The following is a 12,968-nucleotide window of genomic DNA, read 5'->3' as shown; positions in this document are numbered from 1 at the left end:
GGCGGCCCCAACGTGCAGACGGCCGCGCAGACCGCCCTCGACACCGACACCGCCGACGGCTTCCTGGCGTTCTTCAACCACGAGCTGTACCGCGCGCGGGCGGGCGACTGCGCCCTCTGAACGACCGGCTGAAGAACGGCGACGAGCGACTCAGGCGGTGGCCAGCAGCACCGCCTGATCGTCCGCCTCCCGACCATGAGGCCACCGCACCATGCGGCACGCGGCACCGATGGCGAGCACTGAGAGGCATCTGATCCTCGTCGTTCTGCGCGGCACGCCACCCGTAGACGCGGAGGTCGCAGCGCTGAGCGACGAGTTCCAGCGGCTGGGTGGCATCGTCGAATCGCCATCGAACCTACGCTTATAGTCGTCACCGTCCTGGCCACGGCCGACTTTCCCACCGTAGAAGCCACGATTACCTCGTGGACCGCGAACCACGGCGGCGACTCCGTACGGAACGCATACTCACATGCCGCGACCCGAGCGCGGCCAGACCCCGTCGATGACTCAGCGTGAGTGACTGGCGAATGCCTTCGGGCCAGCCCTACGGGCATCGACCTATATGCATTCCCAGCGTAGGGGCTCTGCGCTGAGCCCGTACGCCGACGCCCTTTCAGGCTTGGGAGGCTGCGCCGAGTCCGAGGCGGTTGCGGGCGGCGTCGAGTATGAAGGCCGCGCTGGCTTCCGCTGCAGCGTGGGCGGCCTCGGACAGCACGCTGGTGTAGATGTCGGCGGTGGTAACGATGCTGGCGTGGCCGAGCATTTCCTGGACGACCTTGAGGTCGGTGCCGGCGGCCAGCGCGAGCGATGCGGCGCCGTGCCGCAAATCATGGAGCCGGATCGGTGGCAGTCCGCATTCTGCGATGAGCGTGGCGAGGCGGCGGGTCAGGTAGTCCGGACGTAACCGTTGGCCTTTGGCGTCGACGAAGACGTATCCGGCGCGGTTACGTCCGGTCGCGGCAAGGGTGCGCTGGTGGCCACGCCAGAGGCGAGTCAGCACCCGCGTGGTGATCTTGTCCAGAGCAATCGTTCGCCGGCTACTGGCCGACTTCGGCGGGCCGACGATGTCCTGACCGTCCACGACGACGACCTGCTCATGGACCGTCAAGGTTCCTTCGTCGAGGTCGAGGTCGCTCCAGCGCAGCGCAGTGACCTCGCCGCGACGCAGGCCGGTCAGTGCGACCAGCCACCACAGCGGGAACAAGGGGTCGTCCTTGACGAAGCCGAGGAACGTGGCCAGGTGCTGACGTGTCCACACCGAGACCAGTGGACGGGAACCACCGTCACGCCACGCGGCCTCCCTGGTAGCAGTCCACACCACTGGCCGGACCCGACGAGGTTTCGGCAACCGCACCCCGACCGCCGGGTTGTTACTGATCAGTCCTTGCCTGATCGCCTCGGACAGGGCGCTGCGTAGCGTCGCCCGGATACGTTCCAGCGTCGAGGAGGCCAACAGCCGACCCGACCGGGTTTTCCCTGACGCGATGATCCGGAACGCGGCCTGTACCTGCGCGGTACGCAACGACGCGAGGCGGATCTTGCCCAGGTGTGGGATCAGATAGTGCCGTACATGGTCGCGGTAGCCACGCGCGGTCGACGGCCGAACTTGTTCCCGCACTCCGGCCAGCCACTGCTCCAACCAGCGCTGCATTGTCCATGCACGTCCAGCCGCGGCCGCGTCCGGCAACCCCAGCAACTCTCGCCGCGCGTGCTCAGCCTCCACCAGACTCAGGTACCCACCCCGACGGACCCGGGCCCGTCGTCCGTTCGCCGCAGTTACCTGAACCGCGAAATACCACCGCCCATGAGCCGCATCAGCCAGCCGCGGGCACCTCGCGTTCAGCTGCCGACCCGTCGACCGGTCACGACATCCACAACGGCGAAACACCACGCTGTTCCCGTCCACGTTGCTGGCTTCCATAACGTCCTCCTCGACTGAATCTTGGTTGGCGTCCCGGCCGCGGACGTCGGGATGCATCGAGGTCGACCGCGCCTGGATGGAGTCCGGTGGAACGCCGGCCAGAATGTTTCCCTTTCCCGAGTTGGCGCAGCATTCCCCGTTCGAGTGTCGGCAGCGCCTCTTTCCACTCCCGCCTTCGGGTACCTAGAGTGTTCGAAAGGTTGTCCTCTGTAGTCGTAGGGAGTGTCAATGGCCCAGCGCGGCCGTTCGGAGTTGGAGCGGCAACTTGCTGCGCAACGGCGTGAAGCTGAACGGCAGGCCCGTGAAGTGGCTCGTCAGGCCAAGGAGCAAGCCAAGGCTCAGCAGGCTCAACGCCTTGTGGAACAGCAGCAGCTTGCCGAGACGAAGACGGCGAAGCTCGCCGACGAGGTCAGGGCCCTCGACCAGGTCCTGCTGGGCGTGCTGGGGCGCTCGCCGATCACCTTCGCTCGGCTGAAGGCGCGACCGCAGCCACCGGCCTTTCATCCTGGACGGTTGGCCGAGCCCGTCCCCACGCCGAACTGGGGAAAATACGCGCCCGTCGAGCCCCGCGGCGTCGACCGCTGGTTCGGTGGCATGAATCAGTACCGTCGAGACCTGGCGGCTGCACAGCGCCGCTACCAAATCGCCACCGACGAATACCTGGCGGCGGAAGCCCAGCGTCAGAGAGATTTGCAGGCTGCGCAGATCGCGCACCAACGTAAGGTCGGGGAAGCCGACTTAAAGGTGGCGGCCTACAACCGACAGGTCGACCAGCACGCTGCCGGGTTCGCCGTCGGCGAGGCTCCTGCCGTGGAGTGGTTCGTGAACCAAGTCCTGCGAGGTTCTCGATATCCCCAGGGATTTCCGGCGACGTGGCAGGTGGCGTACCGCCCGGAGAATCGCGACGTGGTCGTGGAGTTCGAGTTGCCCGGTCAACAGGTTGTGCCGGCCGTTCGGGAGTACCGCTACATCAAGACGAGGGATGCGATCGACCCAGTCGCTCGGTCAATACCCGAGATCAAGCAGCGCTACGCCCGGCTGATCGCGTGCATCGCCCTCCGGGTACTAAACGAGATCTTCCGCGCCACATCTGCCGGCGTGATCGAGGCGGTCGTCTTCAACGGACGAGTCAATACAACCGACCGTGCCACCGGCAAGAAGGTTCGCCCGCACCTCATCAGCGTCGAGGCCGAACGAGCCGCGTTCGACGAACTCGTGCTTGCCGACGTAGACCCCGCGGCGTGCCTGGCATATCTCAACGCCCTCGTCTCGCCCAACCCCTTCGACATGGAAGCAGTCGAGCCCTTCATTGCGTTCGACCTCAAGCGATTCCGGTTCGTCGACGCCGCCGACGAGTTGGCCGGCCTCGACTCCCGCCCCAACCTCCTGAAACTGTCCCCCACGGAGTTCGAGCATGTCGTGAAGGACCTCTTCGCGGCGATGGGCGCCGAAGCCTGGCGAACCGTCCCGTCGAAGGACGGTGGCGTCGACGCCGTCGCCACCAGCAAGAATCTCTTCTTCGGCGGAGTCTGCCTCATCCAGGCGAAACGATGGACCAAACTCGTCGGGCTCGACGCCGTTCACGCACTCACCGGCGTCATGACCGACCACAACGCCACCACCGGAGTCCTCGTCACCACGGCATGGTTCAGCCGGACCAGCGAGCAATTCGCCCAACGCAACCGCATCACCCTCATCAACGGCGCCGAACTCAAATACTTGATCAAGGAACATCTGGGAATCGATGTCATACCCGGAACGAGCCCACCGAAGCGAGTGCGAGCGTCCGACAACAGGCAGACAGGGAAGCCCGGTCCAGCGGCGCCGTGAACGGCACCATTCGTTGCCGGCGGGCGGCGTCCCGCACAGCCTCGTCCAACGGCAACTGACAATCAGGGCGCACGACGCGGCCGACAGCTACGACGTGGTCCGGCTGGTGCCCGTGATGCACCGGGCACTCGCGACCGCGATGCGCGTTGCCTGACCTGACCCAGTCGTGCCGGGGGAATCTCGTCAGCCCGTTCCGTTCAGGGCCGGACCGACATCACCGTGCCCGGGATCGGGGGACCCACCTGGAGAGTCCGGCTTACCCGGCGATCTACCTGCGGTAGTTCCTCGGAGACCGTCGACGACCAGGACACAAAGATCCGGCCTACCAGGAGTACGCCCTCCACAGCCCCGGCCGGTTCGTGCAGCACCGCCCTGATCGCGGGCTCATCCGTCGTAGGTTCGTACGTCCGGCACACCGTGAGGCCCATCGCCTGCCTGCTCATCGGTACGTCCTGCCTGCTCTTGGCGTCCCGGGCTGAGACCAGGTCGCGGCGAATCTCGTCCGCGACTTCGCCTTCGAGTACCCCGTAGGTCAAGCACGCCGCCAGATACGCGTGCTTCAGCAGCGCGAGTTTGCAGCGGCCCCAGTTTGGCAGGACAGCGTCCAGGTCGATTTCGCCGGACGCCAATATCGCTGCAAGGTCCGGATGAGCGTGCCCGTCGACCAACAGGATGAACTCGCCAGCCGGGGTGTTGCGCACCAGCAGCCGTTTCTCCTTCCGCGGCCCCTGGACAGCGTCCGACCGCAGCAGCGGGCGGGAGATCGCGCCCTCGACCCAGTCGATCAGGTCTGGCTCCACGTAACTGCCGAGCCGGTTGTTGCACGGTTCACACGTCAAGGTCAGTTTCTTCCCGCCGATCCGTTTCGGCGGGACGTGCTCCTCGGAGGTGGCCGGGTCACCACAGATCGGGCAGCACTCGAACACGCGTCGGCGGACCGGCTCGATCATGGTCAGCTCCACCATCTCGCCTGGGTCGTCAGGACGGAGCTCGGCATCAATCGCCGCTCCGCCCGGCATGGAAATCGACATCGACTCCGGAGCACGTTGGGCCACGCCCGGCAGGCTATCCGGCCATCGCCTGTCTGGACGTACGGCGGACCGTCGGCGCCCGGTTTCTGTCATACCCCTCACCTATCGTGGTCGGATGCGCACCAACGTGCTGTACGTCGAGTACGGCGTCGAGCTCGATCTGTCCCGTGAGGATCTTGGCTGCCCCGACCTGCCCGGATTGTGGAAGCGGCTCCATCACAACTGCAAGCCCGGGATGCTCGAGTGCGTCGACCCGCAGCACCCGGCCGATGCCCCGCCGTGGCTATACGTGCGCGAGAACGAGGACGGTACCCGCGAAGCGCGGCACATCAACGGCGGCGAGCACACGACCACGGGCGAGAGCGACGAGCACAAAGCGCTCAAGGAACGGATCGCTCGTGCTGCCGAGTCAGGCGGCTTCGAGGCCGTGGTCGAGCAGACTCCGAGGCACCGCCGCCGACGGACCGACGTCCTGGTCCGTGGCGACGGCGTGCAGATCGGTTTCGAGCCGCAGCTCTCGTCAATCACGGCTCAGACGGTGCGCCGCCGGTCGAAGGTGGCGACCGACGACGGGATCACCCCGGCGTGGATGACGAACAGCCACACCTCGAAGGTGATCGACCAGGCGCCGTGGGCGCGCATCGACCGGATGGAGTGGCACCAGTACCTGTCAGACACGGAGCTGCCGGTCCGTGGTGGTGTCCGCGGGCTGATGATCGAGGAGTGTTCCCGGATGGGCACGGTGTGCCCGGACAAGAAGGCCGGCCGGCGTTGCTCCGGGTGGCACGGTTCGTGGACCGATGCCCGTGCCCTGGAACGCTTCGATGATCTGGTGATCCGAGCCGCCGCACGTGACTTGGTGCCGATCAATGTGGTTCAGAGCGCCAGCCGGTCGGTCTGGTTCTGGGTGCCGGCCTCCGACCTGGAGAAGGTCGACACTACGGAGACGACCGTCCCGGGCGCACCACTCGGCGGCTTGATCATCAGGGTCGGCAAGAGCCCTCGGCTTCGTGACCAATCGTGCCGCTACGGACAGGAAAGCGGTCACTGGTCGTCGCCAGCTGGCCCGCGCGATCGCGGCGAGCCGGTCAACGGCGTTGCGCTTGCATCACCGCCAGCACCGCGTGCGGCCGTCTTTCTGGACTGGACCGGGGCCGTGCACTGGTCCAGCCAGGCGCTGCCATGCCGCCTCTGCCGGAAGGCAACTCAGACCCGCGACGACGAGCGGCGCCCCTGCCACAAGACGTGCGCCGAAGAAGAGCTCTGGCGCGGCTGAGCCAGCGAATTGTTGACGCCGGGTTGGCCTGGCTGTATAGGCCGGCCTGGCCCACATCCCAATCGCGTGGTTCAGGCTGTCGATGCCGTGCTGAGCGAGTTCCTGTACTCCTGCCGGGCCGTCCTCGTGGCGATCGGCACGAGGAAACCGCGGAGCGCGGCCACCGCCTTGCGCATTTTCCGCGGCTCGGGCTGCGCTGCGTCACTTCGGCCAGCACCTCGCCGGCCGCATCTTTGGAGTCTTGCTCGCCCTCCGGGTCGAGCCCGTACGACGGAAGTTGCTTGATGATCTCCGCTACCAGTGTCGCCGCTGCGGAGTGGCATCCCATGCGGTGACGCACGGGATGCCACATCGACTAGCGGCGGAATTTGGGGGGCACGATGCGCCGCAACGCCCGTGCGACAGCTGCGGCGCGGCCGTCAGTTCGGCTAGGTTCCGGCTCGCTTCGTTGCTGAGCGAGCAGGCGACGATCATTCTTCCGGTTGACCTTGATCTGGGATTCGGTGAAGGTTCGTGCCCACCGGACCTGGCCGGCGTCGATGACGTAGTGGGATTTGCACGGCAAAGCCCAGTTGCCGATGGATGGCCGGAGGGACACCTGGCCGTCGAACGTGAGTGCCCACTGTGAACGGGACAGTGGCGTGACGACCTCGTTGCCGCAGCCGCAGCAGCATAGGTGCGCGGCGGTCGAGTAGGCCACCGATACGTAGAGCACGCCCGGTTGCAGCGGCGTCGGGAAGCTCTCGACAAACTCCGAAGTGATGCTTCCGACTGCGTTCATCCGGCCGCCTGGTTGCGGATTTCCCCGGTGTAGACCTTGTAGAACGTCTCGATGGCCGGGGTGTGCTCGGCGTAGTAGGCGAGGTACTTCTTCCACGCGAGGACGGCCATGAGTGCGTTGAAGGCGTTGAGATCTGCGGTCTGGATGTTGCGGTCGTATTCATCGGGAGCCCCGCGCTGCGCCGGAACGGGGTTCTGCGGAACCTGCCCATCCCGGTCGGGAAAGTGGGTGGTCATCCGCAGGAGACCGGACAGGCGCCCGTCGATCTCATCGATGCCCATACCGACGTCGACGAAGGGAATCTGCTGGTCGGTCAGCCATGACATGATCTCAGGCCGGTCCTCGGCGTCGGCCGCGGCGAGGAACACGAAGGTGGACCCGGTCAGTAGGCCGAGGTTCGACTTGCCGAGGTACACCGGGTGGGCGGTGATGCCGGTGTGCATGTGCCCGTATAGCTCGGCGTAATACTCGGCCTTGTTCGGACGGCGCTGGAGGTCTGCCTCGGCCACGGCACCCGGTGCCCGGAAGGCGTTGTGGTTGTCCATGTGGTCGCCGTCGAACAGGTCGACGGCATCCACCCAGGTCTTGGCGACCTGGTCGAGGATGTAGCCGCCAGTGCCGCCCAGCCCGATAATCGCGATCCGGTGCCCACGGAATTTCTGGTTGAGCCGAGCCAGTCCAGACCGGGAGGAAGCGGTGTCGCGATAGACGAAGGGCAGATCGTCCGCGATCTCGTCCCATCGGGCTCCGGGAGTGGCGGTGACGGTGGGGTCCAAAGCTCGGGCGGGATGCGACAGGATCCGCGCATAGGCGGTGACCTTCGCGTACTGGTCCCGATACCCGTCGGGCGGCTTGCTGGAGATCATGTAGCTGGCCGCAAGGTCGTCTGCAATCGCACGGGGCTGAACTGTCGCAGCGGGCAGAGCCGTACCGCGTTCGTCGCACGGCTGGTCGCCGATGAACCAGATCCGATGGTCGCCGCTGTCGTCGCTGATCCGGTCCCCGCTGACGGTGACCGGATAGGTCAGACTCCCGTACGCCACCAAGCCGGCGGGGGTTACGTACGGGATCTGGCGAACGATCAGGTGGCCGCCCCGGACGGCGAGGTCGTACCCGTCGTCCAGAAGCCGCGACGTCGACGGGTCACGAACGAGTGGTGCGGTAGACATCGAACACCATCCCGTCCTTGACCTCGACCTTGTGGCCGGACGTCAGCGACCCCGTGCCGTGGCCGTGCCCACCCCGGGAGTACTCGACCGTGGCAGTATCGCCATCGCCGAGCGGCTGGTTCGGGAAGGCGAGCTCGTAGACCTCCTCGTAGCTGATCTGCCGGCTGTGCCACTCAAAGCGGCGGGTGTTCACGATGATCGTGACGTGCCTGTGGTCCGCGTGCTCATTAGTCGTCATGGCTTCCCTTTCGTTCGCGGCGGCCTGGCCACATGGCCAGGCCCTGGGTGCAGTCATCCGTACTGGCGCCCTCAACGACCCCCGCCGAGATAGGTTTATGCACAGAGTTCCACCTGTATTGCGGATACAAGATCCGCACGGAGTTCACTTTACTTTTGCACACCTGCTTCCGCAAGATCTTCGCCCAAACGGGTGATCAGGGCTGGACACGCTCGGATCTGCCGGGTCGCGTGAGCAGCCGGTTGACCGAGCTGAGAGGATCCGACTGCGATAAGGGGAAAGGGGGCACCATGGCCGAAGCGACCTTCATGCCCGACCGGCTCCGCGTCGCCCGCGAGCTGAAGATGTGGAACCAGAACGAACTGGCGCGCCACGTCTCGATGACGCCGGCTGCCGTGGGTCAGTTCGAGTCGGGTTCAACCCGGCCGGCAGAAGACACGATCACCAGGCTTGCGGAAGCACTTGAAGTACCGGTCGGCTTCTTGACCTCGGAAATCCTGGAAACCCACGAGGGGTTCTTCCGCGCCACCCGCCGTACACCGGTAAAACAGCGCCGACGTGCGCGAGCGCTAGCGCACATCGCGCACGACCTCGCAAGATCATGCAAATCGGACGAGTTGCCGCCCGTTAACTTCCTGCAAGCCGCCCCCGACATCGAGGCTGAACGCGATGCGATTGAAGAGATCGCCGCAGACGTCCGGAGAGCTTGGGGTGTGCCGCCAGGGCCGATCGAAGACGTTGTTGCCCTGATGGAACAGCATGGCATCGTCGTTACCCGCCTGCCGCTCGACACCGGCGATGTCGACGCCTTCTCACTGCCGTTCCACGACCGCCCCGTCGTTGTACTCGGCGCCGACAAAGACGATCGTGCTCGGTCACGCTTCGACGCTGCCCATGAACTAGGGCATCTGGTCATGCACAACGAGCGGGTATGGGGCCTCAAAGCCGTCGAAGACCAGGCACATTGGTTCGCCGCAGCCTTCCTCATGCCCCGCGCCGACATCATCCAGGACTTGCCCAGCAAAGCCGACTGGCAGGCACTCTTCAAGCTCAAACAGCACTGGCAGGTATCACTCGCAGCCCTGCTCATGCGCGCGAAAACCCTCGAGACGATGGATCCCGCCAGCTATCTCGCTGCCATCAAAGCCGCCTCGGCTCGAGGCTGGCGCCGGCGCGAGCCAGTACCACTCGGGCACCCCGAGCAACCACGACTTCTACCTCGCCTAATCACCCAAGACCGCCGTAGAGACGCCTGCCAAGACCTTCCTCAGCAGGTGGTCAACGACATCCTCCGAGCAAACGCGGCCTAACTGAGCATCAAATGGTCGCACCTCACCAATCGCGCAAGCACGACAGCCAGCGATCGAAGGTCCGCGCATCGGCTTGCAGCCTTCCCATTGGTCAGGCACGCCGCTCCACGCCGGGCCATCGCGTCAAGTCCCGCCCACTTCTCTCTTCTCCCCTCCGACAAGCAGCACCCGGCCTCGGACGGTCCTTGTTGACTCGGCGCTCCGCCGGGCGGACCAGCGATGGCGGCCTGAATAGGGATTGCGACTCAAGCCACCGCGGCTGGCCCTTGGGGGAACATTGGGGGACGTTCCAGTCCCGGAACGGGGCGTCAGCCGGTGGCATGCCGCGGCATGCCACCGGCCACCTGAGCTGCTAAAACTGACACCAGGCGGTACGCCGCGAGAGCCCGCGATATTCAAGATCGCAGACTCTTAATCCGCGGGTTGTAGGTTCAAGTCCTACGCGGCGCACCAAGCAGTGAACAGCAGGTATGGCGATCGCAAGATCGCTTGCTGGTAGACGTGAGTCGACTGTGAGTCCGGTTCTGGACTCACAGATCGGCTCTTTTGTTGTTGGTGCACCGCGTGGACTGAACCTTCAACCCTTCGGATGGCGAGTCCCTACTCAGCTCTTTGAAGCTAGTAAGGAATTCGATCATGAAGGAAGCAACACGTAACACCGGCCACTGGCTGGACGGCGGTTTGCGCAGGTGCCGGCCCAATGTCCGGGGTCCACGCCCGGCTTCTGGAGCACCGTCGATCCCGGGGACGGTGTACCGGAGGTGTGCGTGCCCGGAGCCGTTGACGGGCCGGCAGTGGGGTGGCCGGTGCCACATGCTGGAAGATCCGTCCCACGGACGCTGGTATTACTGGATCAAGGTCACCGACGTCGACGGCCAAAGGCAACGAATACGCCGCGGTGGCTTCCCGTCCGAGGAAGCCGCGATCGCGGCGCGGGAAGCGGCGATCACCGAGCCGAGCCCGCGGGGTCTCGCCGGGACCCGGATCGTGCCGCTGGACGACGTCACGAACGAAGCCTGCCGCCGGCACTGGCTGAAGGTAGCTGCCAATCCGCGCCGCGAGAGCTTGAACCCGGACGGGGCGATGTTCCTGCTACCGGACGGCAGACCGGTCAGCCCGGACTATCTGACCCGCAGGTTCGCCCGGCTCGTCAAACTCCACGACCTGCCGCCGATCCGGCTGCACGATCTGCGGCACGAGGCGGCCAGCCTGATGGGCGCCGCCGGGGTAGAGCCGCACGCCATCCAGCAGGTGCTGGGCCATTCCAGCGCAGTCACCACCGTCGACACTTACTGGCAGGTGTTCCGAGAGATCGCCCGCGCCGCGGTCAACGCCTCCGCCGACCTGTTGCGCCAGCACGCAAGCCGCCGGCGCAATCTGGGCCCCGCGATCCTCGCCTAAAGTTTGCGATTGTCAGATCGTGAGGACGATGATGCCGCCGATTTCGTCAAACTCGGGCCCGAGCGGCGGCGCTTCGCCAGCTTGAATTTCGAGCACGTACGCCGGCGGTTGGCCGCGTAGGCCACGTAAGACGTGCGCGAAGTAGGACTGTCCGAAGTGCAGCTTATCGTGGGAAAATTTTGGAAGATGGCGTCCGGCGGAACGAGCACTCTGTCGGACACGTCAGCTGACTCCATCGCATCACCAGGACGAATGATCATCTGGTATATCCGTTTCGCCAGCTGCCGGGCTCCTACCCGCGGCTCGCGCATCCATCGCTGCACATCCTCGGGAAGCGAGTCTGGCCCGGCATAAACCGCAGCTTCCTGGTTCTGGGCGGTATCTGTGAAGTCCTCCAGCGCGAGACACTCCGCGAAGGCTCCCCGAGCGGCCACAAACTTCTCATCTGCGACGAACTGAGTGCGATACTCGTGGCCCGGACGGTCGGTGCTGGCCATGGCGTTGCTGTCATGGCGGGCAACCCGAGCGGGATGACCCGCCGAGTAATGCAGGCGACCGGCCTGCTGGATATCTTGACCGGCGCCGACGGCACGTGAACGACGTCGTGTCGCCGGGATCGCAGATGACCAGAGGCGAGGGTACTGGTGCGACGACGTTGCGGTCGTTGGGTGCACAATAGGGATCGACGACACGCGAGGTAATCGAGGTGGAAGGCGTGGAACGGTGCACGGGCTCCAGCTCGATGATCACGTCTGCGCTCTTGTCGGTGCTGTCATGACCGGCTCAAGGTGATCGCGCTCACCGTCGCGGCCGGCCTCGCCGTCGGTGATCCGGTGATCGTGTTCGCCGGACTGCCGGCGGTACGCCTCAGCAGCGCCACCGGACGGAGCTGATCGCATGAGTACGACCACCGCGGAAGCGTTCACCCACCCGGCGCTGCTGTACCGCGACGACGACGAATACCTGGCAGGCACCGTCCCGTTCATCCGGGAGGGCCTGGCCGCCGGGGAACCGGTCGCGGTGGCGGTGCCCGCCGGCAACCTCGCCTTGATCCGGGACGCTCTGGGCGCGGACGCCGAGCGGATACTGTTGCGCGACATGATGGTGGCCGGCCGCAATCCGGGCCGGATCATCCCCACCGTTCTGCTGGCCTTCGCCAACGCCCATCCGGGGCGCCGGGTCCGGCTGATCGGCGAACCGATCTGGGCCGGCCGCAGCGCCACCGAATACCCGGCATGCGCCCAGCACGAAGCGCTGATCAACGCTGCGTTCACCGGCCGGCCGGCCACGATCCTGTGCCCTTACAACACCCGGCTGCTCGACCCGGCGTGGATCGAGGATGCCTACAAGACCCACCCGATCATGATCGACGCCGAGGGCGGCTTCGACAGCATCCACTACGACGAGCCCGTCGCGGTCGCCGCGGCCTTCAACCTGCCGTTGCCCGACCCGCCACCGCATGCGGCCACCGTCACCGTCGACGTGTTCGCCCTGCCGGCCGTTCGGCGCATGGTCGCCGAGCACGCCCACCGGGCCGGTCTGCCACCGCAGCGCACAACCGACCTGGTGCTGGCCGTGAACGAGCTGACGACCAACACCGTCCGGCACGGCGGCGGAACAGGGAAACTCGCCCTCTGGACCGACGATGACCAGCTGGTCTGCCAGCTCGCGGACAACGGGCGCCTCACCGATCCCCTCGCGGGACGTATCCCGGTGCCGCCCGACGCGCTCGGCGGCGGCCGGGGCCTGCTGCTGGTCAACCAGCTGTGCGATCTTGTCCGGGTCCACACCACCTCGGGCGGCACCACCATTCGCGCCTACCTGCATCGCTGAATCGACCCAGGCCGACCTACCGGATGTCGCCCGACATCGCGTGCATGCCCCGGGGTGGTTTGTCCCGGGCGGCGACTTTGCGAACCGCTTGGGTTATGGAAGGGAGCATCGCCGGCGTATCGGGCACCGCTCGCAGCGACCGGGCCCCGCCGTTGCGGCAAGCGTGAGGCGGTGAAGG

At 65.9% G+C, this 12,968-nt stretch carries 12 protein-coding genes; 6 read left to right on the top strand and 6 right to left on the bottom strand.

What is annotated here, in order from left to right:
* The first annotated feature begins 12 nt into the window (after nucleotides 1-12).
* Entirely contained in the window at nucleotides 13-120 is a 108-nt protein-coding gene (locus AB0M88_RS09125) for a hypothetical protein (RefSeq protein WP_364097800.1), read from the top strand.
* Nucleotides 121-613: 493 nt separating this feature from the next.
* Here AB0M88_RS09125 and AB0M88_RS09120 read toward each other — a convergent pair whose 3' ends face one another.
* Nucleotides 614-1,639 carry a site-specific integrase gene (locus AB0M88_RS09120; RefSeq protein WP_364097791.1) on the bottom strand — a complete coding sequence of 342 codons (1,026 nt, stop codon included), beginning with the start codon at nucleotides 1,637-1,639 and terminating at the stop codon, nucleotides 614-616.
* A 510-nt stretch (nucleotides 1,640-2,149) separates the two neighbouring features.
* Here AB0M88_RS09120 and AB0M88_RS09115 point away from each other — a divergent pair.
* Nucleotides 2,150-3,751, top strand: coding sequence for a restriction endonuclease (locus AB0M88_RS09115; protein WP_364097788.1), 1,602 nt, complete (start codon nucleotides 2,150-2,152; stop codon nucleotides 3,749-3,751).
* Between the two features lie 197 nt (nucleotides 3,752-3,948).
* Here the strand turns inward: AB0M88_RS09115 and AB0M88_RS09110 are convergent, their stop codons facing one another.
* On the bottom strand, nucleotides 3,949-4,806 hold the full coding sequence (locus AB0M88_RS09110; RefSeq protein ID WP_364097785.1) for an HNH endonuclease: 858 nt from the start codon (nucleotides 4,804-4,806) through the stop codon (nucleotides 3,949-3,951).
* Between the two features lie 91 nt (nucleotides 4,807-4,897).
* Between AB0M88_RS09110 and AB0M88_RS09105 the strand changes: the two genes are divergently transcribed.
* Nucleotides 4,898-6,058 (top strand): hypothetical protein, encoded by a 1,161-nt coding sequence (locus AB0M88_RS09105; RefSeq protein ID WP_364097782.1) that lies wholly within the window; start codon nucleotides 4,898-4,900, stop codon nucleotides 6,056-6,058.
* 355 nt (nucleotides 6,059-6,413) lie between these two features.
* Here AB0M88_RS09105 and AB0M88_RS09100 read toward each other — a convergent pair whose 3' ends face one another.
* The 3 genes from AB0M88_RS09100 to AB0M88_RS09090 are packed head-to-tail and all read right to left on the bottom strand — an operon-like array spanning nucleotide 6,414 to nucleotide 8,246.
* Complete coding sequence (locus AB0M88_RS09100) at nucleotides 6,414-6,839, bottom strand: DUF6527 family protein (protein WP_364097780.1); 426 nt, start codon at nucleotides 6,837-6,839, stop codon at nucleotides 6,414-6,416.
* Nucleotides 6,836-8,008 carry a ThiF family adenylyltransferase gene (locus tag AB0M88_RS09095; protein WP_364097777.1) on the bottom strand — a complete coding sequence of 391 codons (1,173 nt, stop codon included), beginning with the start codon at nucleotides 8,006-8,008 and terminating at the stop codon, nucleotides 6,836-6,838. Before AB0M88_RS09095 ends, AB0M88_RS09100 begins: the two co-directional genes overlap by 4 nt.
* Nucleotides 7,983-8,246, bottom strand: a complete 264-nt coding sequence (locus AB0M88_RS09090) for a multiubiquitin domain-containing protein (RefSeq protein ID WP_364097774.1) — start codon at nucleotides 8,244-8,246, stop codon at nucleotides 7,983-7,985. Before AB0M88_RS09090 ends, AB0M88_RS09095 begins: the two co-directional genes overlap by 26 nt.
* Before the next feature lie 290 nt (nucleotides 8,247-8,536).
* Here AB0M88_RS09090 and AB0M88_RS09085 point away from each other — a divergent pair, with 290 nt between their 5' ends.
* Nucleotides 8,537-9,556, top strand: a complete 1,020-nt coding sequence (locus tag AB0M88_RS09085; protein WP_364097772.1) for an XRE family transcriptional regulator — start codon at nucleotides 8,537-8,539, stop codon at nucleotides 9,554-9,556.
* A gap of 813 nt (nucleotides 9,557-10,369) precedes the next feature.
* Nucleotides 10,370-10,957, top strand: coding sequence for a site-specific integrase (locus AB0M88_RS09080; protein ID WP_364097769.1), 588 nt, complete (start codon nucleotides 10,370-10,372; stop codon nucleotides 10,955-10,957).
* Here the strand turns inward: AB0M88_RS09080 and AB0M88_RS09075 are convergent.
* Nucleotides 10,954-11,454, bottom strand: a complete 501-nt coding sequence (locus AB0M88_RS09075) for a hypothetical protein (RefSeq protein ID WP_364097766.1) — start codon at nucleotides 11,452-11,454, stop codon at nucleotides 10,954-10,956. The genes AB0M88_RS09080 and AB0M88_RS09075 overlap by 4 nt on opposite strands.
* Before the next feature lie 400 nt (nucleotides 11,455-11,854).
* Between AB0M88_RS09075 and AB0M88_RS09070 the strand changes: the two genes are divergently transcribed.
* On the top strand, nucleotides 11,855-12,790 hold the full coding sequence (locus tag AB0M88_RS09070) for a sensor histidine kinase (protein ID WP_364097763.1): 936 nt from the start codon (nucleotides 11,855-11,857) through the stop codon (nucleotides 12,788-12,790).
* Nucleotides 12,791-12,968: the final 178 nt, after the last annotated feature.

The sequence above is a fragment of the Actinoplanes sp. NPDC051411 genome (assembly GCF_040682075.1).
Taxonomy (GTDB): domain Bacteria; phylum Actinomycetota; class Actinomycetes; order Mycobacteriales; family Micromonosporaceae; genus Actinoplanes.
The sequence above is the reverse complement of the archived record's forward strand: the minus strand, read 5'-3'. Positions and strand labels throughout refer to the sequence as shown.